Raw genomic sequence first — 21,150 nt, 5'->3', positions numbered from 1 at the left:
GGGGGCCTGCGTCGCGGCGGATTTGCTTTTATGCTTGCCAGCAACCCACCGCCACCTGCGCCAGGAGCCCACGGGACGTATGCGAAATATCTGGAAGCCGTTTCAGTCGCTGTACTTCGCTGCCTTGATGATGCTGATCGGCTCGGGCCTGCTCAGTACTTACCTGGCCTTGCGCCTCGCCGCCGATCACGTCGACAGCCTGTGGATCGGCGCGTTGATGGCGGCCAACTATTTCGGCCTGGCGGTGGGCGGCAAGGTCGGCCACCGGCTGATTGGCCGGGTCGGGCACATTCGCGCCTATGCCACCTGTGCCGGCATCGTCTGTGCGGCGGTGCTCGGGCATGGCCTGACCAGTTGGCTACCGGCCTGGATCGGGCTGCGGATGATCGTCGGCCTGGGGATGATGTGCCAGTACATGGTCATCGAAAGCTGGCTCAACGAGCAGGCCGATGCCAAGCACCGTGGCGCGGTGTTCAGCGGCTACATGATCGCGTCTTATCTGGGGCTGGTGCTGGGCCAGCTGATTCTCGTGGTGCACCCACAGCTGGGGCCGGAGCTGCTGATGCTGGTAGCCATGTGCTTTGCCCTGTGCCTGGTGCCCGTGGCCATGACCCGGCGCATCCACCCCGCACCCTTGCGCCCGGCACCGATGGAGCCGAAGTTCTTCATCAAGCGGGTGCCGCAATCGCTCTCCACAGTGCTGGGCTCAGGGCTGATCGTCGGTTCGTTCTATGGTCTGGCACCGCTGTATGCCACCAGCCAGGGCATGTCCACCGAGCAGATCGGTCTGTTCATGGGTAGCTGCATCCTGGCCGGCCTGGTGGTGCAATGGCCGCTGGGCTGGTTGTCCGACCGCTATGACCGCGCGGTGCTGATCCGCAGCGTGGCAATCGGCCTGGCGCTGGCCTCGGCGCCCCTGGCGATCCTGCCGGGTGTGCCGCTGGAGCTGTTGTTCGGTATCGGTTTCGTGATCTCGCTGCTGCAGTTTTGCCTGTATCCGCTGGCCGTGGCGTTTTCCAACGACCATGTGGAAAGCGAGCGGCGGGTATCGCTGACCGCCATGCTGCTGGTGACCTATGGGGTGGGTGCCTGTATCGGGCCGCTGGCGGCCGGGGTGCTGATGAAGCTGCTGGGCCCGCAGATGCTGTATGCGTTCTTCGTGTTCTTTGCGCTGGTGCTGGTCTGGCGTATCCGGCCCAAGGCGGTTACCGGGCTGCACCAGGTACAGGATGCGCCGCTGGGGCACGTGGCCATGCCGGCGGCCGGTTCGCCACTGTCGGCGGCACTTGACCCGCGGGTCGATGAGCAGACCGTGCAGGAGGTGATGCAGACGCCGGTGGCGGCAGAGGATACCGAGGCGGATGAGAAAGGTGTTGAGCCGGCCGTGCAGCCTGGCGCCGAGGTCGATAAGTCGCTCAATTAGGTCGTGGCGGCCGACCGTCTCTTCGGTCGGTCACAGCGCTGCAAACAAAAACGCCACCCTAGGGGTGGCGTTTGCATGTCTGGCGGTTGATCAGTAGTCGTCTTTGTCGAAGCGTCGTGCTTCGCGCTGCAACTGATACACGAAACTCTCGATCTTGCGCTGTGCCTGGCCGTTTAGGTTGTGGAAGCGTACACCGGCAAAGGTGGTGTTGATGCGCTCTTCGAAGTGCAAGTGGCGCAGTTCGACCATGGTGTCGACCAGGCCTAGCGGGTTGGCGGCCTTGAAGCGTTCGTACACCTGGCCCAGTTGCAGGCGCTCCTCGACGTTGCCTTCAAAGCGCAATTTGCAGCCGGTGGCAGAGATGTCCAGCAGCTTGCCGCGCAGTGCGCCGTTGCCTTTCAAGTGGGTGCCGTCGAGCACGATGTCGACCAGCTGCGACAGCTTGAGTGCAGCGCGGAAGGCGCTGCGGCGCTGATGGTAAGTGACTTCGGTGGGCAGCGGGCCGCGGTAGCAGCGGTGGCCGTCGATCTCGGTGATGGTCAGCGGTGTGTCGCACTCCCAGGCGATGCGTACGCCGTCATGGAAGCCTTCGACGCGGAACGGTTCGCCGTTTTCGATGTACTTCTCGCCATCGCGGGGGATCATTTCATCCAGGGCCAGAACGCCGTTGTCGCGGTCGATGTGCACCACATAGCTCTGGAACCGCTGGCTGCGCTCATGGAAGCTGATGATCAGCGGGTCGTGGCTCTCCAGCAGCTGGCGCAGGTTGGCCGCGATTTCCAAAGGGGTAGTGAGCACCTTTGGTGGCTGGGGGGCATCGGTTTCATTGAACACGGGTTCTCAATCTCCAGGCAAAAACGACACACGCAAGTTACGGCATTTTGCCAGTATGCTCCGTGCCTTGAACAGGGAAAATCACACTTGGCTGAGCGCCCGGGGCTTGGCCATCGGCGAGGTGGTGCCACGGCTGTCGTACAGCGAAGGAGAATCGCCGCCCATGAGGATGCTGACCTGGTTGGCCGTGGCACGCTGCTGTATCTGGATGACCTGGCCATTGGTCTCGTTGGCCTTCTGGCAGGCGTCCATCAACGCGCTGAGCGCATCGAGGCGTTGCAGCAGGGCCTCGCCATTGGGCGACTGTGCGGCCAGGGCCTGCACGCCTGCGCGATCGGTGCTGAGGCCGATGTCGTGCAGCAACTGGCTGCGTCGGCGACCCTGCTGCTCGAGCAAGATGATCAACGACTGCTTGCGGGCCAGGATCTGTTCCAGCAGCGGCATGTCGCGCCCGTGCAGGGCGACCGTCTCGCTCTGGAGCAGGTCGAGCAATTCCTGCGTTGGCGCGATGTCGTTTTCGATCAGTTGCAGCAGAGTGATGTCGTGCATGGCTAACTCTTGGCGTGTTGCGTCCTTGAAGTCAGCGCGCCTGGAGGTTAGCGCTGGGCTTCGAAATCAAGCAGTTTACTGGCGACGCGGTCGGCGTCGACCTTGTAGCTGCCGTCTGCGATCGCCTGTTTCAACTCGGCCACGCGGGCGCTGTTGACGGTCGGCTGGTCGCGCAGGCTGTCGCTGATCTTCTGCAGCTGCTGGGCTTCTGGGCTGAAGTGTACCGCTTCCCCGCTGGCATTGGCGCTGGGCGCTACGCTGCTGGCGTCGGTTTTGTCGACGTTGCCAGGCGCGGCATTGCCGCGAACGCCACCCGTGCTGGGCGGAGAATTATTCACACGACTGAAGTCGATGACCATGATCAAAACCTCTGGGTATTTGTACGCATACCCTGTTTTCGGCCAGCCCGAAAAAAACTTTAGGCAGGAATGCAGTGCTGTCTGGCAGCACGCTTGCGCAGCCCGATTTGTGACACAGTTTAGGGGGCGCGGTTCCCTGCCGCCAGCTTTCTGTCGTGTTCCGGCGGTGAATATTGCTACATGGCCACCTCGACCTGCCCGGGCCCTGTGACCCGCGCTTTCACCACGCGCTTGGAGTTCAGGTTGCGTACCCGAATCTGTTCCTGCAGGCCACCTTTGCTCAGGGCTTCGCCCGGCATGCGCACGCTGAGGGTACCGCTGCGCGCGACAATCACGACGTGATCGCCTTTGCGCACCAGCTCTGCCTGCTCCAGGTGTTGCTGGGTCAGTACCTGGTCAATCACGGTGGGGCGTAGCAGCTTCATGCCTACCGCCTGGTCCATCTGCGTCAGATAGCCTGGGCCCAGCGTGCCGACATCGCGTTCGCGCAGGGCAATATCGCCTTCGCCGACCACGCTTTCGCGCTTGAGCGGCCGGGTCATCACCACCACGTCGCGCAGCAGCCGTACCTGGGCGGGCACGAAGATCGTCCACGGGGCTGCGCTGTCGCAGCGCACCTTCACCGTGACCCGGCCCAGCGGGGTCGGGCTTTCCAGTGAAGCGTCAAGTTGCTGGCTGCACAGCGGCATGCGCAGGCGCGGGTCGAGCCTGTTGACCTGGATTTCGTAGCGGCCACCGGTCTGGGTGGTCGCCAGATAATCTTCCACGGTGAATTCAAGAAACCCTTGGGTGACACCGATAAGCTGTTCAGGCAAGGTGAAAGCCTGCGCCTGGACGCGAACACTGGATGCCATGAGGCACAGGGCCGCCAGTGAACCGGTCAGCAGGCGCGTCAGTCGTCGGGAAAATGTCGTTTTCGTATACATGGCGCTCAAAAAAGCAAAGCCCGTGCCGATTCGGTATACAGGCAATCGTTGGAGGGGTCCGGCATGGCTGGAGTGATGGATTCGGTCAACCAGCGCACGCAGCTGGTGGGGCAGAATCGCCTGGAGCTGTTGTTGTTTCGCCTCAATGGCGACCAGCTCTACGGCATCAATGTGTTCAAGGTCCGGGAGGTGCTGCAGTGCCCGGAACTGACAGTGCTGCCGAAGTCTCATCCGGTGGTGCGTGGGGTGGCCAACATTCGCGGGGCGACCATCCCGATCCTGGACCTGTCGATGGCAACAGGGTTGCCGGGGTTGAAGGAAGACACGCGTAACAGCTTTGTGATCATCACCGAGTACAACACCAAGACCCAGGGTTTTCTGGTGCACTCGGTCGAGCGCATCGTCAACATGAACTGGGAAGAGATCCATCCGCCACCCAAGGGGACCGGGCGCGATCACTACCTGACCGCGGTCACCCGGGTCGACAATCGCATGGTCGAGATCATCGATGTGGAAAAGGTGCTGGCGGAAGTGGCGCCGTCGTCCGAGTCGGTGTCCGAGGGTGTGATCGATGCCGAGGTACAGGACAAGGCCGTGCTGCTGCGGGTGCTGACCGTCGATGATTCGTCGGTGGCGCGCAAGCAGGTCAGCCGCTGTCTGCAGACTGTCGGCGTCGAGGTGGTAGCACTCAACGATGGCCGTCAGGCGCTGGATTACCTGCGCAAGCTGGTCGATGAGGGCAAGCGACCGGAGGAGGAATTCCTCATGATGATCTCGGATATCGAGATGCCGGAAATGGACGGCTACACCCTGACGGCCGAGATCCGCAGTGACCCGCGCATGCAAAAGCTGCACATCGTCCTGCATACTTCGCTGTCCGGGGTCTTCAACCAGGCCATGGTCAAGAAGGTCGGGGCCGATGATTTCCTGGCCAAGTTCAAGCCGGACGACCTTGCCCAGCGGGTAGTCGACCGGATCAAGGCAACGCATTGAAACGGCCGGGGCCAGTCCCCGGCGCTAGCGATTTAGAAAGAGGCGGCAGCATTGTCTACGGGTAATTTGGATTTCGAACAGTTCCGGGTCTTCCTGGAGAAAGCCTGTGGCATCCTGCTGGGCGAGAATAAGCAGTACCTGGTCTCCAGCCGTCTCAACAAGCTGATGGAGCAGCAGGGCATCAAGTCGTTGGGTGAGCTGGTGCAGCGTATCCAGGCACAGCCGCGGGGTGGTTTGCGCGAGCAGGTGGTCGATGCCATGACCACCAACGAAACCCTGTGGTTTCGTGATACCTACCCCTTCGAGGTGCTCAAGAACAAGGTCATCCCCGAGTTCATCAAGGGCAATCCGGGCCAGCGCCTGCGCATCTGGTCGGCGGCCTGCTCGTCGGGGCAGGAGCCGTACTCCATCTCCATGGCCATCGACGAGTTCGAGCGCAGCAACCTTGGCCAGCTGAAGATGGGCGCGCAGATCGTTGCCACTGACCTGTCCGGCTCGATGCTCAACAACTGCAAGACCGGCGAATACGACAGCCTGGCCATCGCCCGCGGCCTGTCGCAGGAGCGCCTGCAGCGTTACTTCGACCCCAAGGGGCCGGGGCGTTGGGCGGTCAAGGCGCCGATCCGCAGCCGCGTCGAGTTCCGCTCGTACAACCTGCTGGACAGCTATGCACCCTTGGGCAAGTTCGACATCGTGTTCTGCCGCAACGTGCTGATCTACTTCTCGGCCCAGGTCAAGAAGGACATTCTGCTGCGTATCCATGGCACGCTTAAGCCCGGTGGCTATCTGTTCCTTGGTGCGTCCGAGGCGCTTAACGGTTTGCCGGACCACTATCAGATGGTCCAGTGCAGCCCGGGCATCATCTATCAGGCCAAGTAACGCCTGAGGCTGCGAACGAAGGCCGGTGTCGTGAGACACCGGCCTTTTTCATGGGCGTGAAATGACGTCAATTTTTTGGTTTGCCGCTTTTGCCGGGCGGCAATTGCCGCTTGCCTGCTGCGCGGCGGAAGCGATTTGCCGCTTTTCTGGCAATGGCGGCAGGCCGAAAAGCCCCGGGGCCCAGTGAATGCGGGGCTTTGCAAAGCTGGCATAGGCCTTGCTAAAGCTTAGCCAACGAAATTCTGGTCACCTATGAAGGTTTCCCTGATATGAGCATCAGCTTCGACAAGGCGCTTGGCATACACGAAAAGGCATTGGGCTTCCGCGCCCAGCGTGCCGAAGTGCTGGCCAACAACATCGCCAACGCCGATACGCCGAACTACAAGGCGCGTGACATGGACTTCTCGTCCGTGCTCGCCGCCGAGGCCGACAAGCAGCAGAGAGGGCGCATCGCCCTGGACCGCACCAACAATCGGCATATCGAGGCCGAAGGGCTGGCAATGGCCGACGACACCCTGCAGTACCGTACCCCGATGCAGCCGTCGATCGACCAGAACACCGTCGATGCCCAGATCGAACAATCGAACTACACCGAGAACGCGATCGGCTTCCAGGCCAGCTTCACGTTGCTCAACAGTAAATTCAAAGGGCTGGTATCGGCCCTGCGCGGAGAGTGACCATGTCCCTTGCCAGTGTCTTCAATATCGCCGGTAGCGGCATGAGCGCGCAGAACACGCGCCTGAACACCGTTGCCTCGAACATCGCCAACGCCGAGACCGTCTCCTCGAGCATCGACCAGACTTACCGCGCGCGCCACCCGGTGTTCGCCACCACCTTCCAGAACGCGCAGGCCGGCACCAGCCAGTCGCTGTTCGAAGACCAGGGCGAGGCCGGGCAGGGCGTGCAGGTCAAGGGCATCATCGAGGACCAGAGCAACCTCGAGGCGCGCTACGAGCCGAACCATCCGGCGGCAAACAAGGACGGCTACGTCTACTACCCGAATGTGAATGTGGTCGAGGAGATGGCCGACATGATCTCCGCCAGCCGTGCGTTCCAGACCAACGCCGAGCTGATGAACACCGCCAAGAACATGATGCAGAAAGTGCTGACCCTGGGTCAGTAAGCACGGAGCCGCCATGACCACAACCAATACCAGCAACGATGTCGGTAGTGCCTACCTGAAATCGTTGCAGAAGACCGACAGCAAGAACAGCAGCACAACCGGCCAGGCCGGCAGTGCGCTGGGCAAGGATGCGTTCCTGCAGCTGCTGGTGACGCAGATGAAAAACCAGAACCCGCTCGATCCGCAGGAGAACGGTGAGTTCGTCGCGCAACTGGCGCAGTTCAGCAGCCTGGAAGGTATCCAGTCGCTGAACGATTCGGTCAACGGGATCCTGACCGGCATCGGCTCGTCCCAGGCGCTGCAGGCCACCTCGCTGGTCGGCCGCTCGGTGATCGTGCAGACCGACAAGGCCGTGGTGGACACCACTTCCAGCTTCAACGGCCAGGTCGTGGTGCCGCAGAGCATCAGCGATGGCAAGGTCAGCATCAAGGACAAGGACGGCAACGTCGTCAAGACCATCCAGCTGGGTTCGCAAAAGGCCGGTACCGCCGACTTCATCTGGGATGGCACCAATGAGAAGGGCGAGAAAGTCGCCCCGGGCACCTACACCTTCACGGCTGAGACCACGGTCGACGGCAAGGCCAAGACGCTGTCCACCTTGCTCCCGGCAAGGGTCAACAGTGTCAGCTTCCAGAACGGCAGCGAGATGATGCTCGACCTGGCCGGCATCGGCAAGATCGGCATCTCCAAAGTCACCAGCATCGGAATCTAACGCCGCAGAATCGGCACAAGGAGCGAGTCAATGTCTTTCAATATCGGCCTTAGCGGTCTCTACGCGGCGAACAAGGCTCTGAACGTTACCGGCAACAACATTGCCAACGTCGCCACCACCGGTTTCAAATCGTCGCGCGCCGAGTTCGCTGACCAGTATTCGCAGTCGATCCGCGGTACTTCCGGCGGCAAGACCCAAGTCGGCAGTGGCGTGAAGACCATGGCCGTTTCGCAGATGTTCAACCCGGGCAACATCAATGGCACCGGCCAGGCGCTGGACATGGCCATCGACGGTAACGGTTTCTTCGCCCTGAGCGACAACGGTTCGCGCATCTATACCCGTGCCGGCGCCTTCTACAGCGACAAGGACGGCTACGTCGTCAACTCCAGTGGTGCCAACCTGCAGGGCTATGCGGTGGATGGCAACGGTAAGGTCGTCAAGGGCGTGCTGACCGATCTGAAGATCGACACCTCGAACCTGTCGCCCAATCCGACCGGTCGTGTGTCCGAGACCGTAAACCTGAACTCCAGCGCGATCCAGCCGAGCGTGGCGCCGTTCGATCCGGCCAACGTCAACAGCTACAACTACACCTTCAATACCGATGTCTACGACAGCCAGGGTAATGCGCACCAGCTCAACCAGTACTTCGTCAAGGATGCAGGTACCAACTCCTGGACCATGTACACCACCATCGACGGCCGCAATCCGGCTGACCCGACCTTGACCACGCCGCTGGTCAACAAGCTGCCGTTCAAGACCGACGGCACTCTGAATACCGCCGGTATGACTGCAGGTGCAGTCCCAGGTGGCTTGACCATCGGTGCCGACAAGACCTTCCAGCTCACCGGCTGGGTGCCGGCCGAGAAGAACGCGGCGGGCGCCTGGGTTGCCAATGGCGCCACCGCGCGCACGGGTGGCGTCACCCTCGATATGCTGGCTACCACCCAGTACAACGCAGCGTCGGCCACCACTGCCAAGAGCCAGGATGGCTATGCCACCGGTGAGCTTGCCGGCCTGACCGTCGACCAGAGCGGCAACCTGTTCGCCAACTTCACCAACGGCCAGGACAAGGTCATCGGCCAGGTGGCGATCGCCAACTTCGCCAACCTGCAAGGCCTGACCCCGGTGGGCGGCACAGCTTGGAAAGAGTCCTACGCTTCGGGCGTGCCGATCATCGGCGAGCCGGATACCGGCACCCTGGGCCGCATTGCCGGCAGCTCCCTGGAAGACTCCAACGTCGACCTGACCGGCGAGCTGGTCAACCTGATCAAGGCGCAGAGCAACTACCAGGCCAACGCCAAGACCATTTCCACTGAAAGTACCATCATGCAGACCATCATCCAGATGACCTGATGATCGTGGTTGGGCAAAGCCCCTGCTTGCAGGGGCTTTTTCACATCTGGCGAAGGGGGATGCCATGACGACGCTGTCGAGGTTTACGGGGGTGCTGATTGCGCTGCTGGTTGCCTGCTCGCTGCAGGCCGCACCGGCGCCCTGGTACCAGTGGCAAAGCCTGGCTACCGGGCGCTACCTGTGTTCGGCAATCAACCCGGGTGATGGCTGGAAGCTGCACTCGGGGCCTTACAGCAATGGGGCGTGCCGCAATGACTGATTCGGAGCTTGCCGCCAGCGGCAAACATTCGCCGACAAACTGACGCTCGGCGGGCCTGCGCGGCCCTGAAAGCCCCGTATTGAAAGGCTTTGCCAGTGTGGTTCGATAATTGCTTAAGCCTTGCCAACGACAGCGCGGCAAGGTTCGCGCAGAGGAGATGCTGTGGACAAGATGCTTTATGTGGCCATGACCGGTGCCAGCCAGAACGCGCTGGCGCAGAAGGCCCATGCCAACAACCTGGCGAACGTTTCCACCAATGGTTTCCAGCGTGACCTGGAGCAGGCGCGTTCCATGCCGGTGTTCGGTGACAGCTTTCCGGCGCGCGCCTTCGCCATGAGCGAGCGCCCGGCCACCGACTTCACCGGTGGTGCCCTGGTCGAGACCGGGCGTGACCTGGATGTGGCGGTCAGTGGCCAGGGTTTCATTGCCGTGCAGGCGCCCGATGGCAGCGAAGCCTATGTACGTACCGGCAGCCTGAACATTGACGCCCTCGGTATTCTGCGCGCCGGCAACGGCATGCCGGTGATCGGCAACGGCGGCCCGATTGCTGTCCCGCCCGAGCAGAAGGTCGAGGTCGGCGAGGATGGCACCATCAGCATCCGCGCCATGGGCGAAGACCCGCGGGCGCTGGCCCAGGTCGACCGGATCAAGCTGGTCAACCCGGACATCAAGGGCCTGACCAAAGGGCTCGACGGCATGATCCACACCACCAGCGGCCAGCCCGCCAATGCCGACGTCAACGTTCGCGTGGTTTCCGGGTTCCTTGAGTCGAGCAACGTCAATGCGGTCGAGGAAATGACCTCGGTGCTGGCGTTGTCCCGGCAGTTCGAACTGCACGTCAAGATGATGAACGCGGCCAAGGAAGGCGACGAAGCCATGGCTCGGGTTTTGCAAATCGGCTAATCACATTTGAACGGGTGCCGTAAAACAGGCGCACGAGGAGAACACTAGATGCTTCCGGCTCTTTGGGTCGCTAAAACCGGCCTGTCCGCCCAGGACACCAACCTCACGGTCATTTCCAACAACCTGGCCAACGTCTCGACCACGGGCTTCAAGCGCGACCGCGCCGAGTTCCAGGACCTGCTGTACCAGATCAAGCGCCAGCCTGGCGCGCAGTCCACCCAGGACAGCGAGCTGCCTTCGGGCCTGCAGGTCGGTACCGGTGTGCGCATCGTCGGCACCCAGAAAAGCTTCACCGCCGGCAGCCTGCAAACCACCGAGAACCCGCTGGATATGGCGGTCGATGGCCGTGGCTTCTTCCAGATCCTGCAGCCCGATGGCACCGTGTCGTACACCCGTGACGGCACCTTCCACCTGAACTCCGACGGCCAGATCGTCACCGCCAACGGTTTCGCCCTGGAGCCGGCCATCGTCGTGCCGCCGGACGCCCAGACCTTCACCGTCGGCCGCGACGGCACCGTGTCGATCACCACGGCCGGCAACCCGGCAGCGCAGATCATCGGCAACATCCAGACCGCCGACTTCATCAACCCGGCTGGCCTGCAGGCGATCGGCGGCAACCTGTTCCTCGAGACCGCCGCCAGCGGCGCGCCGCAGGTCGGCACCCCGGGCCTCAACGGTTTCGGCACCACCCAGCAACAGACCCTGGAAAACTCCAACGTCAGCACCGTCGAGGAGTTGGTCAACATGATCACCACCCAGCGTGCCTACGAGATGAACTCCAAGGTCATCTCGACGGCCGACAAGATGCTGTCGTTCGTCACCCAGCAGCTGTAAGCCCTGATGGCCCGCCGGGTGCGGGCCATTGACCATTCGCTCGCTGTAGCAGCGCCCGTTACACCATGAGGTAAGCGTCATGAATCGTCTGTTGTCCGTTTTCGCCCTGGGGGGGGCGGTGTTGCTGGCCGGTTGCGTCGCGCCGACGCCCAAGCCAAACGACCCGTACTATGCGCCGGTGTTGCCGCGCACCCCGTTGCCGGCGGCGGCCAACAACGGCTCGATCTACCAGGCCGGCTTCGAGCAGGGCCTGTATACCGATCGCAAGGCGTTCCGGGTCGGTGACATCATCACCATCACCCTCAACGAGCGCACCTCGGCGAGCAAGAATGCCGGCTCGCAGATCCAGAAGAACAGCAAGGCCAATATCGGCCTGACCTCGTTGTTCGGCACCATCCCCAACACCAACAACCCGCTGGGCAGCGGCGATCTGACCCTCGAGGCCGGTTACAACGGTGACCGCACCACCAAGGGCGACAGCAAGGCGACCCAGGGCAACACCCTGACCGGTTCGATCACCGTCACCGTCGCGGAAGTGCTGCCCAACGGCATCATCGCCGTGCGCGGCGAGAAGTGGATGACCCTGAACACCGGCGAAGAGCTGGTGCGCATCGCAGGCCTGGTGCGTGCCGATGACATCGCCACGGACAACACCGTGCCGTCCACTCGCGTGGCCGACGCGCGCATCACCTATTCGGGCACCGGCTCGTTCGCCGATGCCAGCCAGCCCGGTTGGCTGGACCGTTTCTTCATCAGCCCGCTCTGGCCCTTCTGAGTACGGATGACCATGTTCAACGCTAGGCGGTTGATTGCCGCGACACTTCTTCTGTCCTGTGCGTTCGGCGCCCACGCCGAGCGCTTGAAGGACATCGCCAGTATTTCCGGCGTGCGTGCCAACCAGCTGATCGGCTACGGTCTGGTGGTGGGGCTCAACGGTACGGGCGACCAGACCACCCAGACCCCGTTCACCCTGCAGACCTTCAACAACATGTTGTCGCAGTTCGGCATCAAGGTGCCGCCGGGTTCGGGCAACGTGCAGTTGAAGAACGTTGCCGCGGTGTCGGTGCATGCCGACCTGCCGGCCTTCGCCAAGCCCGGCCAGGTGGTCGACATCACCGTGTCGTCGATCGGTAACTCCAAGAGCCTGCGCGGCGGCAGCCTGCTGATGACCCCGCTCAAGGGTATCGACGGCAACGTCTACGCCATCGCCCAGGGCAACCTGGTGGTCGGTGGTTTCGACGCCGAAGGCCGGGATGGCTCGAAGATCACCGTCAACGTCCCGTCGGCTGGCCGCATTCCGGGCGGTGCGAGCGTCGAGCGTGCAGTGCCGAGCGGTTTCAACCAGGGCAACAGCCTGACGCTGAACCTCAACCGGCCCGACTTCACCACGGCCAAGCGCATCGTCGACAAGGTCAACGAACTGCTTGGCCCAGGGGTGGCCCAGGCCCTGGACGGTGGCTCGGTGCGGGTGACCGCGCCGATGGACCCGAGCCAGCGTGTCGACTACCTGTCGATCCTGGAAAACCTCGAGATCGACCCCGGCCAGGCCGTGGCCAAGGTCATCATCAACTCGCGTACCGGCACTATCGTGATTGGCCAGAACGTCAAGGTGTCGCCGGCGGCGGTTACCCACGGCAGCCTGACCGTGACCATCACCGAAGACCCGATCGTCAGCCAGCCGGGGCCGTTCTCCAATGGCGAGACCGCCGTCGTGCCGCGCTCGCGGGTCAATGCCCAGCAGGAAGCCAAGCCGATGTTCAAGTTCGGCCCAGGTACCACCCTGGATGAAATCGTCCGCGCGGTTAACCAGGTCGGCGCTGCGCCAAGCGACCTGATGGCCATCCTTGAAGCCCTGAAGCAGGCCGGCGCGTTGCAGGCCGACCTGATCGTGATCTGAGGACGCCTGGGATGAATCCGAAAAGCCAGGTTTCCGGCCATGTCGACAGCGGTGCCTACACCGACCTCAATCGCCTGAGCTCGCTCAAGCGCGGTGATCGCGACAGTGAGGGCAACATCCGCAAGGTGGCCCAGGAATTCGAGTCGTTGTTCGTCAGCGAGATGCTCAAGGCCTCGCGCAAGGCCAGTGATGTGCTGGCCGACGAAGAAAACCCGATGAACAGCGATACGACCAAGCAGTACCGTGACATGTACGACCAGCAGCTGGCCGTGAGCATGTCCCGCGAAGGGGGCGGCATCGGCCTGCAGGATGTGCTGGTGCGCCAGCTGAGCAAGCGCAAGGCCAGCACGGTCAATACCAGCCCGTTCCCGCGTATCGATGGGCCGGCCCCGGCGCTGTGGGGTAGCCGGGTGGGCGAGCCTGCGCGGGCCGAACAGCCCGCTGCCGGGCGCAACGATGTGGCGGCCCTCAACTCGCGGCGCCTGGCCTTGCCAGGCAAGCTTACCGACCGCCTGCTGGCCGGTATCGTGCCGTCCTCCGCTACTGGCGATGCGGCCCAGCATGCGCCGTCACTGGCCGGTGTCGCCCGCGGTGACTGGCAGCCGGCGCGCACCTATGCCGCACCCGCCGAGGGCATGCGTATCGTCGGGCGAGCGGTGGCCCAGCCACCGTTGGCCCCCAACAAGGCCTTTGGCAACAGCGATGCCTTCGTCAGCACCATGCTGCCGATGGCAGAGCAGGCGGCCAAGCGCATTGGTATCGATCCGCGTTACCTGGTGGCCCAGGCGGCGCTGGAAACCGGTTGGGGCAAGTCGGTCATGCGCAACCCTGACGGCAGCAGCAGCCACAACCTGTTCGGCATCAAGGCCACCGGCAACTGGCAGGGTGGCGAGGCGCGGGCGATCACCAGCGAGTTCCGTGGCGGTCAGTTCGTCAAGGAGACAGCGGCATTCCGCTCGTACGACTCCTACCAGGACAGCTTCCACGACCTGGTCAGCCTGTTGCAGAACAACAGTCGCTATAAAGATGCGGTCGGTGCAGCCGATAACCCAGAACAGTTTGCAAGAGAGCTGCAGAAGGCCGGTTACGCAACCGACCCGGACTATGCCCGCAAGATCATCAGCATCGCCCGACAACTGCAGCCCACCCAGCAATACGCCATGGCTGGCACTACCACGAATCTATAAGGATTGAACCATGTCTCTGATCTCGATCGGGCTGTCCGGCCTGAGTGCCAGCCAGGCGGCGCTGTCGGTCACCAGTAACAACATCGCCAACGCTGCGACCTCCGGCTACTCGCGCCAGCAGACCCTCCAGGTCTCGGGGCCTGCACACAACATCGGCTCGGGTTTCATCGGTACCGGTACTCAGCTTGCGGATGTTCGCCGGGTCTACAACGCCTACCTGGACAACCAGCTGCGTACCGCGACCTCGCTGAGCACCGATGCGGCGACCTACCTTGATCAGATCGGCAGTGTCGACAAACTGCTGGGCGACAGCAGCACCGGTATCAGCTCGGTGCTGACCGCATTCTTCTCGGCCCTGCAGACCGCCTCGGCCAAGCCCGGCGACGTGGCGTCCCGGCAGTTGCTGCTGACCCAGGCGCAAACCCTGAGCAACCGCTTCAATTCCATCTCCAGTGAATTGAACAAACAGAACGAAAGCATCAACAGCCAGCTCGATACCCTTGCCGGCCAGGTCAACAAGCTCACCTCGAGCATTGCCGACCTGAACAAGCAGATCACCCAGCTGTCGGCGTCCGGCGCCACGCCGAACACCCTGCTGGATGCGCGCAGCGAGGCGGTGCGCCAGCTCAATGAGCTGGTGGGTGTCACCGTGCAGGAGCGTGACGGCAACTACGACGTGTACCTGGGTACCGGCCAGTCGCTGGTCACCGGCAACCGCTCCAACACCCTGACCGCCGGGCCGAGCGCCGCCGACAAGAGTCAGTACAGCCTGCAGGTCAACTACCCGACCTTCTCCTCGGACGTCACCTCGGTCATCACGGGCGGGCAGATCGGCGGCCTGTTGCGCTATCGCCAGGACGTGCTCAACCCGTCGATGAACGAGCTGGGCCGCGTGGCCCTGGTGGTGACCGACAGCATCAACAGCCAGCTGGGGCAGGGCCTGGATGCCAACGGTCAGTTCGGCAGCGCGTTGTTCTCCAGCATCAACAGCGCCGCGGCGATCAGCCAGCGCAGCCTGGGTGCCACCGGCAACAGCGCCGGCTCCGGCAACCTGGACGTGACCATTGCCGACAGCAGCCTGCTGACCACCCACGACTACCAGGTCACCTTCACCAGCGGCACCCAGTACAGCGTGCGCCGTTCCGACGGCACCGACATGGGCAGCTTCGACCTGAACACCACGCCACCACCGGTCATCGATGGCTTCACCCTGAAGCTCAACGGTGGCGGCCTGGCGGCGGGCGACAGCTTCAAGGTGATCCCAACCCGCGCGGCTGCGGGCTCGATCAGCACCACTCTCACCGATGCCAACAAGCTGGCCTTCGCCGGGCCGATCAACGCCACCATCGGCAGCGGCAACGACGGTACCGGTACCATCAGCCAGCCGAACCTGGGTGCGAAGCTGGATATCTACGGCGGTGCCGACACCGCGCTGATCCAGGATTCGATCAAGCACTCGATGCCGGTGCGCATGGTGTTCGGTGCGGCCAGCGGCGGCACCCAGGGCTACACCCTGTTCGATGCCAAGGGCAACAACATTGGTACCGGCACCATCGTGCCCGGCCAGGAAAACAAGCTGACGATCAACGTGCCGATGGTCGATGCGGCCGGGGCGCCCATTCTCGACGGTAGCGGCAACCCGCGTTCGTTCAGCCTGGAGACCTCGGTCGGCGGCAGCCCGGCGGAGGACGACTCGTTCAGCATGGGCTTCAACGTCGCCGGCAAGTCCGACAACCGCAATGCCCAAGCGCTGCTCGACCTGCAGACCAAGGCCACGGTCGGTGTCAATTCCGGTGGCGGCAGCAGCTTCACTTCGGCCTATGCCTCGATGGTGGAGCGGGTCGGTGCCAAGGCCAGCCAGGCCCAAATCGATACCACGGCGACCAAGGCCGTTTACGACTCGGCCAAGGAAGCCCGTAATGGAGTTTCCGGTGTCAACCTGGACGATGAGGCGGCCAACCTGATCAAGTTCCAGCACTACTACACCGCGTCTTCGCAAATCATCAAGGCGGCGCAGGAAACCTTCGCCACCCTGATCAACGCATTGTAAGGAGTAGCCATCGTGCGTATTTCCACCGCTCAGTTCTATGAGTCGAGCGCTACCAGCTACACCAGCAACTTTGCCAACCTGATGAAGGTCAAGCAGCAGATCGATACCGGCGTGCGCATCCAGTCCGCCGGTGACGACCCGGTAGGCGCCGCACGCCTGCTGCTGCTGCAGCAGCAACAGGCCCTGCTCAAGCAGTACGACGGCAACATGACCACGGTGAACAACTCGCTGCTGCAGGAAGAGAGCGTGCTGGCCACCATCAACGACGCCATGCAGCGCGCCAGTGACCTGGCCCTTCGTGCGGGCGGCGCCGGGATCAGTGCGGCCGACCGCACCTCCATCAGCAGCGAGCTCAAGGAGATCGAGGCAAACATCTTCGGCCTGCTCAACTCGCGCGATGCCAATGGCGACTACATGTTCGGCGGCACCAAGACCTCGTCGCCGCCCTATGTGCGCAATGCCGACGGCAGCTACAGCTACCAGGGTGACCAGACCCAGCTGAGCCTGCAGGTGTCCGACACCCTGAAGCTGGCGACCAACGACACCGGCTTCAGCATCTTCGATTCGGCCAAGAACAAGAGCCGTACCGAGTCCGCCCTGGTGGCGCCGCCGGTCGATGATGGTCGCGTCGCGGTCTCGCCGGGCCTGCTGACCTCGAGCAGCGCGTACAACAGCAACTTCAACGCCGGCCAGCCATACAAGGTCACCTTCACCAGTGGCACCCAGTACACCGTGACCGATGCCCTGGGTAACGACATCACTGCCGAAACCCCGACCAACGGCACCTTCGACAGCAAGGCCGAGGGCGGTAACCGCATCGCGTTCCGGGGTGTCGAGTTCGAGATCAGCGTCACGCTGCAGGAAGGTGATGACCCCAATGCTGCCGTCGCCGGCCATGAGTTCTCCTTGCAGGCGCGCCCCGACTCGCTGACCACCGTCCGTGGTGCCGGCAACCCTTCGAGCGCGCAGATCACCAGCGGTGCGGTGACCGACCCGACGGCCTACCGCAGCACGTTCCCCGACAGCGGTGCGGTCATCAAGTTTACCGGCGCCAACACCTACGAGCTCTACGCGCAGCCCTTGACCGCCGACAGCAAGGTAGTGGCCAGCGGCACCTTCACCGCGCCGGCGCTGACGGTGGCGGGCGTTACCTACCAGGTGTCCGGCGCGCCGCAGGCGGGTGACCAGTTTGCGGTCAATGCCAACACCCACCAGAACCAAAGCGTGCTGGAGACCATCAGCCAGCTGCGTACCGCGCTGGATGCACCGGGCACTGGTGATGCGGCGAACATCGCGCTGAAGAACTCCATCGCATCGGCAGTCGCCAACCTGGCCAGTGCGCGCGAGCAGGTCGATATCACCCGTGGCTCCATCGGTGCGCGTGGCAACTCGCTCGATATCCAGCGCCAGGAGAACACCAGCCTGACCACCGCCAACAAGGCTACCCAGGACGCCATCGGCAACACCGACATGGCCGATGCGTCGATCATGCTGGCACTGCACCAGGCCATGCTGCAGGCTTCGCAGCTGAGCTTCACGCAGATCTCCAAGCTGAGCCTGTTCAATCAGATGTAACTGAGCGGGTGCCCAAAAGCCCCGGCCAGCCTCGCGCTGCCGGGGCTTTTTTGTGCCTGGCGCACGGTGCTGAGCGGCAGTTGGCAACAAATGAGTGTGACCAATGAGTCAAATCGCGCATCTTCCCTGTATTCTATGCGGCAGCTGCTGCAGCAATTTGTTACCGGTTAGCCAGTGACCTGCCCGATGTCGGCGTGTCACGGACCCGGTAGTGGGCGCCCTCAATTCATCGAGTGGCGGTCTTTGCCTGTTTTCATTGGGAAGCCAGAATGATTGGCATCAAAAGCATCGCGAGTTACGTGCCCACCGCTGGCCTGGACAACTACGTCCAGGGTGCGAAGTTCGGCAAGGACGAAGAGTTCATGTTCGGCAAGATCGGCGCGTCGTTCCTGCCGCGCAAGGCCGAAGAGCAAGAAACCTCCGACCTGTGCGTCGAGGCCGCCCGTGCCTTGTTCGCCAGCAACCCCGAGCTCGATCCGCAGTCGATCGATGTGTTGATCGTGGTCACCCAGAACGGTGACGAAGAAGGGCTGCCGCACACTGCGGCCATCGTCCAGCACAAGCTGGGCCTGTCCACCCGGGTGGCGGCGTTCGACGTTTCGCTGGGCTGCTCCGGCTACGTCTACGGCCTGTACGCGATCAAGGGCTTCATGCAGGCGGCGGGGCTGAAGAACGGCCTGCTGATCACCGCCGACCCGTATTCGAAGATCGTCGACCCGGAAGACCGCAACACCACCATGCTGTTCGGCGATGCCGCCACCGCCACCTGGATGGGCGAGGGCGCGGTATGGCAACTGGGCGAGGCGCGTTTCGGTACCGACGGTTCCGGTGCCGAGCACCTGAAGGTCACCAACGGCAATTTCTTCATGAACGGCCGCCAGGTGTTCAACTTCGCCCTGGTCAAGGTGCCGGCGCACCTGCATGAGCTGCTCGATGCCAGCGGCCTGCAGTCGTCCGATATCGATGCCTTCTGCATCCATCAGGGCAGCGCGGCGATCGTCGATGCGGTGGCGCGACGCTTTGAAGAGCAGCACCCGGAGAAGTTCGTCAAGGACATGCTCGAAACCGGCAATACAGTGTCCTCCAGCGTGCCGCTGCTGCTGCAGAAGCACATGCTCGACAGCAGCTGGAAGCGCGTGGCCATCAGTGGCTTCGGCGTGGGCCTGTCGTGGGGCTCGGCGATTCTCTATCGCGGCTGATCCGACGCGGTCAAAAAAAGCGCCTGGCGTATTCCGCCAGGCGCTTTTTTTTGCCTTCGAATACGTGTTGAAAAGCCATAAGCCCCTGATTTCGTGGGGGTGGCAGCGTGATGGCATTTTTTTTTTGCAAATGCCCTCAAGCAACCCCCGCAAACGACGATAAACATTACGAAGGTTCTCTAGGCCATACCCGGCGGATGCCAGGGCCGGAAGCCGCAGTACCCATCCAACGAGGATTTCGTCATGGCTTTAACTGTAAACACCAACATTGCTTCGGTTACTACTCAGGTTAACCTGAACAAGGCCAGCACCGCCCAGACCACTTCGATGCAGCGCCTGTCTTCCGGCCTGCGCATCAACAGCGCCAAAGACGACGCTGCCGGCCTGCAGATCGCCAACCGTCTGACCAGCCAGATCAACGGCCTGGGCCAGGCAGTGAAGAACGCCAACGACGGTATCTCGATCGCCCAGACCGCCGAAGGCGCAATGCAGGCTTCGACCGACATCCTGCAAAAAATGCGTACCCTGGCTCTGTCCTCGGCTACTGGCTCCCTGAGCGCCGACGACCGTAAGTCGAACAACGACGAATACCAGGCTCTGACTTCCGAGCTGAACCGTATCTCCGCTACCACCACCTTCGGTGGCCAGAAGCTGCTGGACGGCTCGTACGGCACCAAGGCCATCCAGGTCGGCGCCAACGCCAACGAAACCATCAACCTGAGCCTGGAAAACGTTGCTGCCAGCAACATCGGTTCGCAGCAGGTCAAGTCCACCGCCATCGCCCCGAGCGCGAGCGGCCTGGCTGCTGGCAGCCTCTCCGTTACCGGCAACGGCCAAACCGCCACTGTCGCCTACGCTGCTGGTGCCTCCGCCAAGCAGATCGCCAGCGATCTGAACGGCTCGATCGGTGGTCTGACCGCAACCGCCAGCACCGAACTGCAACTGGACGTAACCGGCGCTACTCCGGCCAACTTCAAGCTGTCTGTCGGTTCCAGCGGCACTGTTGACTTCGTGGGCGTGACTGACAAGGCCGGCCTGGCCGACCAGCTGAAATCCAACGCTGCCAAGCTGGGTATCAGCGTCAACTACGACGAAGTCAAGAAAACCCTGAGCATCAAGTCGGACACCGGTGAGAACATCAGCTTCTCGGGTGCTGACGCCAACGCCCAGGCCAACATCTCGATCGCTGCCAAAGACGGCTCCGGCAACTTCGCTGCTGGCGCTGCCCTGGGTGCTGCTGCCAAGGTGGTCACCGGCGCTGTCTCGCTGGACTCGGCCAAAGGCTTCTCGCTGGGCGGCGCTACTGCTCTGTTCGGTGCTGCAACCGTTACCTCGGCCAAGACCACCATCTCGCAAACCGACGTCACCGACGCCACCAAGGCTCAGAACGCCCTGGCCGTTATCGACAAGGCCATCGGTTCGATCGACAGCGTCCGTTCGGGCCTGGGTGCTACCCAGAACCGTCTGACCACCACCGTCGACAACCTGCAGAACATCCAGAAGAACTCCACCGCTGCCCGCTCCACCGTGCAGGACGTGGACTTCGCTTCGGAAACTGCAGAGCTGACCAAGCAGCAGACCCTGCAGCAGGCTTCGACTGCGATCCTGTCGCAGGCTAACCAGCTGCCATCCTCGGTCCTGAAACTGCTCCAGTAATTCAGGCGCCTGAGTAAGAGGTGGAAGGGCGCGTTTACGTGCCCTTTCACCTTTTTGACATGAGGAGTTCGAAGCATGGACATGAGTGTCAAGTTGAACCAGATGTACCCTTCGATGCCGCCCCAGGCAGCAGCGACGGCCAAGGACCCGCTGGTGGCACCTGCCAAGGTGCAGGAGGCTGCGCCTTCTGAAGACAAGCCGCACACCCGCGAGGACCTGGAGAAAGCAGTGGGCGATATCCGCGATTTCGTCCAGTCGAGCCAGCGCAAGCTGGACTTCTCCATCGATGATTCAACCGGCCAGGTAGTGGTCAAGGTCATCGCCACCGAATCCGGTGACGTGATCCGCCAGCTCCCGTCGGAAACCGCGCTGAAGCTGGCACAAAGCCTCAGCGAAGCTGGCAGCCTGCTGTTCGACGGCAAGGCATAGGCTGGCATGA

General features: G+C 62.6%; 22 protein-coding genes. 18 read left to right on the top strand and 4 right to left on the bottom strand.

Features of this window, described 5'->3' with window-relative positions; genetic code table 11:
• Positions 1–79 precede the first annotated feature (79 nt).
• Positions 80–1,423 (top strand): MFS transporter, encoded by a 1,344-nt coding sequence (locus tag DM373_RS01675; RefSeq protein WP_110991897.1) that lies wholly within the window; start codon positions 80–82, stop codon positions 1,421–1,423.
• A gap of 90 nt (positions 1,424–1,513) precedes the next feature.
• On the opposite strand, the gene DM373_RS01670 is transcribed toward DM373_RS01675, so the two are convergent.
• The 4 genes from DM373_RS01670 to flgA all read right to left on the bottom strand — a co-directional run bounded on the left by DM373_RS01670 (position 1,514) and on the right by flgA (position 4,091).
• Entirely contained in the window at positions 1,514–2,257 is a 744-nt protein-coding gene (locus DM373_RS01670; RefSeq protein ID WP_110991896.1) for a flagellar brake protein, read from the bottom strand.
• 81 nt (positions 2,258–2,338) lie between these two features.
• A complete protein-coding gene (locus DM373_RS01665) occupies positions 2,339–2,806 on the bottom strand; it encodes a flagella synthesis protein FlgN (RefSeq protein WP_110991895.1) in 468 nt (155 codons plus the stop codon).
• Positions 2,807–2,853: 47 nt separating this feature from the next.
• Positions 2,854–3,165, bottom strand: a complete 312-nt coding sequence (flgM, locus tag DM373_RS01660; RefSeq protein WP_110991894.1) for a flagellar biosynthesis anti-sigma factor FlgM — start codon at positions 3,163–3,165, stop codon at positions 2,854–2,856.
• Between the two features lie 176 nt (positions 3,166–3,341).
• The gene (gene flgA / locus DM373_RS01655; protein ID WP_110991893.1) at positions 3,342–4,091 is read right to left on the bottom strand and encodes a flagellar basal body P-ring formation chaperone FlgA; all 750 of its coding nucleotides are present in this window, start codon (positions 4,089–4,091) and stop codon (positions 3,342–3,344) included.
• A 63-nt stretch (positions 4,092–4,154) separates the two neighbouring features.
• Between flgA and DM373_RS01650 the strand changes: the two genes are divergently transcribed.
• The 17 genes from DM373_RS01650 (at position 4,155) to DM373_RS01575 (ending at position 21,140) form a co-directional block, all read left to right on the top strand.
• Positions 4,155–5,084 (top strand): chemotaxis protein CheV, encoded by a 930-nt coding sequence (locus tag DM373_RS01650; RefSeq protein WP_110991892.1) that lies wholly within the window; start codon positions 4,155–4,157, stop codon positions 5,082–5,084.
• 51 nt (positions 5,085–5,135) lie between these two features.
• Entirely contained in the window at positions 5,136–5,963 is an 828-nt protein-coding gene (cheR, locus tag DM373_RS01645) for a protein-glutamate O-methyltransferase CheR (RefSeq protein ID WP_110991891.1), read from the top strand.
• A 269-nt stretch (positions 5,964–6,232) separates the two neighbouring features.
• Positions 6,233–6,640: a flagellar basal body rod protein FlgB gene (gene flgB / locus DM373_RS01640; protein WP_110991890.1), complete on the top strand. Its 408-nt coding sequence runs from the start codon at positions 6,233–6,235 to the stop codon at positions 6,638–6,640.
• Positions 6,641–6,642: 2 nt separating this feature from the next.
• On the top strand, positions 6,643–7,086 hold the full coding sequence (gene flgC / locus DM373_RS01635; RefSeq protein WP_110991889.1) for a flagellar basal body rod protein FlgC: 444 nt from the start codon (positions 6,643–6,645) through the stop codon (positions 7,084–7,086).
• Between the two features lie 13 nt (positions 7,087–7,099).
• Positions 7,100–7,798 carry a flagellar hook assembly protein FlgD gene (gene flgD, locus DM373_RS01630; protein ID WP_110991888.1) on the top strand — a complete coding sequence of 233 codons (699 nt, stop codon included), beginning with the start codon at positions 7,100–7,102 and terminating at the stop codon, positions 7,796–7,798.
• 30 nt (positions 7,799–7,828) lie between these two features.
• Positions 7,829–9,151: a flagellar hook protein FlgE gene (gene flgE, locus DM373_RS01625; protein WP_110991887.1), complete on the top strand. Its 1,323-nt coding sequence runs from the start codon at positions 7,829–7,831 to the stop codon at positions 9,149–9,151.
• A 64-nt stretch (positions 9,152–9,215) separates the two neighbouring features.
• Complete coding sequence (locus DM373_RS28640) at positions 9,216–9,410, top strand: hypothetical protein (protein WP_157966800.1); 195 nt, start codon at positions 9,216–9,218, stop codon at positions 9,408–9,410.
• A gap of 162 nt (positions 9,411–9,572) precedes the next feature.
• On the top strand, positions 9,573–10,313 hold the full coding sequence (locus tag DM373_RS01620) for a flagellar basal body rod protein FlgF (RefSeq protein ID WP_110991886.1): 741 nt from the start codon (positions 9,573–9,575) through the stop codon (positions 10,311–10,313).
• A 48-nt stretch (positions 10,314–10,361) separates the two neighbouring features.
• The gene (flgG, locus tag DM373_RS01615) at positions 10,362–11,147 is read left to right on the top strand and encodes a flagellar basal-body rod protein FlgG (RefSeq protein WP_110991885.1); all 786 of its coding nucleotides are present in this window, start codon (positions 10,362–10,364) and stop codon (positions 11,145–11,147) included.
• 79 nt (positions 11,148–11,226) lie between these two features.
• Positions 11,227–11,922 (top strand): flagellar basal body L-ring protein FlgH, encoded by a 696-nt coding sequence (flgH, locus tag DM373_RS01610; protein ID WP_110991884.1) that lies wholly within the window; start codon positions 11,227–11,229, stop codon positions 11,920–11,922.
• A gap of 12 nt (positions 11,923–11,934) precedes the next feature.
• Positions 11,935–13,044, top strand: a complete 1,110-nt coding sequence (locus DM373_RS01605; protein ID WP_110991963.1) for a flagellar basal body P-ring protein FlgI — start codon at positions 11,935–11,937, stop codon at positions 13,042–13,044.
• 11 nt (positions 13,045–13,055) lie between these two features.
• Entirely contained in the window at positions 13,056–14,231 is a 1,176-nt protein-coding gene (gene flgJ, locus DM373_RS01600) for a flagellar assembly peptidoglycan hydrolase FlgJ (protein WP_110991883.1), read from the top strand.
• A gap of 10 nt (positions 14,232–14,241) precedes the next feature.
• The gene (gene flgK / locus DM373_RS01595; RefSeq protein WP_110991882.1) at positions 14,242–16,281 is read left to right on the top strand and encodes a flagellar hook-associated protein FlgK; all 2,040 of its coding nucleotides are present in this window, start codon (positions 14,242–14,244) and stop codon (positions 16,279–16,281) included.
• Between the two features lie 12 nt (positions 16,282–16,293).
• Positions 16,294–17,856 (top strand): flagellar hook-associated protein 3, encoded by a 1,563-nt coding sequence (locus tag DM373_RS01590; protein ID WP_110991881.1) that lies wholly within the window; start codon positions 16,294–16,296, stop codon positions 17,854–17,856.
• Positions 17,857–18,125: 269 nt separating this feature from the next.
• Positions 18,126–19,055, top strand: coding sequence for a ketoacyl-ACP synthase III (locus DM373_RS01585; protein ID WP_110991880.1), 930 nt, complete (start codon positions 18,126–18,128; stop codon positions 19,053–19,055).
• Between the two features lie 243 nt (positions 19,056–19,298).
• On the top strand, positions 19,299–20,711 hold the full coding sequence (locus tag DM373_RS01580) for a flagellin N-terminal helical domain-containing protein (protein WP_110991879.1): 1,413 nt from the start codon (positions 19,299–19,301) through the stop codon (positions 20,709–20,711).
• A 75-nt stretch (positions 20,712–20,786) separates the two neighbouring features.
• Positions 20,787–21,140 carry a flagellar protein FlaG gene (locus DM373_RS01575; protein WP_110991878.1) on the top strand — a complete coding sequence of 118 codons (354 nt, stop codon included), beginning with the start codon at positions 20,787–20,789 and terminating at the stop codon, positions 21,138–21,140.
• Positions 21,141–21,150: the final 10 nt, after the last annotated feature.

This window comes from Pseudomonas sichuanensis (assembly GCF_003231305.1).
Lineage (GTDB): Bacteria > Pseudomonadota > Gammaproteobacteria > Pseudomonadales > Pseudomonadaceae > Aquipseudomonas > Aquipseudomonas sichuanensis.
This window is presented reverse-complemented; position numbering and strand designations above follow the sequence as displayed.

Excerpts from the sequence above, each read along its gene's own strand:
- DM373_RS28640 (WP_157966800.1), top strand. The coding sequence starts at position 9,216 with ATGACGACGCTGTCGAGGTTTACGGGGGTGCTGATTGCGCTGCTGGTT.
- flgG (WP_110991885.1), top strand. The coding sequence starts at position 10,362 with ATGCTTCCGGCTCTTTGGGTCGCTAAAACCGGCCTGTCCGCCCAGGAC.
- DM373_RS01675 (WP_110991897.1), top strand. The coding sequence starts at position 80 with ATGCGAAATATCTGGAAGCCGTTTCAGTCGCTGTACTTCGCTGCCTTG.
- DM373_RS01580 (WP_110991879.1), top strand. The coding sequence starts at position 19,299 with ATGGCTTTAACTGTAAACACCAACATTGCTTCGGTTACTACTCAGGTT.
- DM373_RS01585 (WP_110991880.1), top strand. The coding sequence starts at position 18,126 with ATGATTGGCATCAAAAGCATCGCGAGTTACGTGCCCACCGCTGGCCTG.
- DM373_RS01605 (WP_110991963.1), top strand. The coding sequence starts at position 11,935 with ATGTTCAACGCTAGGCGGTTGATTGCCGCGACACTTCTTCTGTCCTGT.
- flgH (WP_110991884.1), top strand. The coding sequence starts at position 11,227 with ATGAATCGTCTGTTGTCCGTTTTCGCCCTGGGGGGGGCGGTGTTGCTG.
- flgE (WP_110991887.1), top strand. The coding sequence starts at position 7,829 with ATGTCTTTCAATATCGGCCTTAGCGGTCTCTACGCGGCGAACAAGGCT.
- DM373_RS01650 (WP_110991892.1), top strand. The coding sequence starts at position 4,155 with ATGGCTGGAGTGATGGATTCGGTCAACCAGCGCACGCAGCTGGTGGGG.
- flgA (WP_110991893.1), bottom strand. The coding sequence starts at position 4,091 with ATGTATACGAAAACGACATTTTCCCGACGACTGACGCGCCTGCTGACC.
- DM373_RS01575 (WP_110991878.1), top strand. The coding sequence starts at position 20,787 with ATGGACATGAGTGTCAAGTTGAACCAGATGTACCCTTCGATGCCGCCC.
- DM373_RS01665 (WP_110991895.1), bottom strand. The coding sequence starts at position 2,806 with ATGCACGACATCACTCTGCTGCAACTGATCGAAAACGACATCGCGCCA.
- flgB (WP_110991890.1), top strand. The coding sequence starts at position 6,233 with ATGAGCATCAGCTTCGACAAGGCGCTTGGCATACACGAAAAGGCATTG.
- flgC (WP_110991889.1), top strand. The coding sequence starts at position 6,643 with ATGTCCCTTGCCAGTGTCTTCAATATCGCCGGTAGCGGCATGAGCGCG.
- flgM (WP_110991894.1), bottom strand. The coding sequence starts at position 3,165 with ATGGTCATCGACTTCAGTCGTGTGAATAATTCTCCGCCCAGCACGGGT.
- flgD (WP_110991888.1), top strand. The coding sequence starts at position 7,100 with ATGACCACAACCAATACCAGCAACGATGTCGGTAGTGCCTACCTGAAA.
- flgK (WP_110991882.1), top strand. The coding sequence starts at position 14,242 with ATGTCTCTGATCTCGATCGGGCTGTCCGGCCTGAGTGCCAGCCAGGCG.
- flgJ (WP_110991883.1), top strand. The coding sequence starts at position 13,056 with ATGAATCCGAAAAGCCAGGTTTCCGGCCATGTCGACAGCGGTGCCTAC.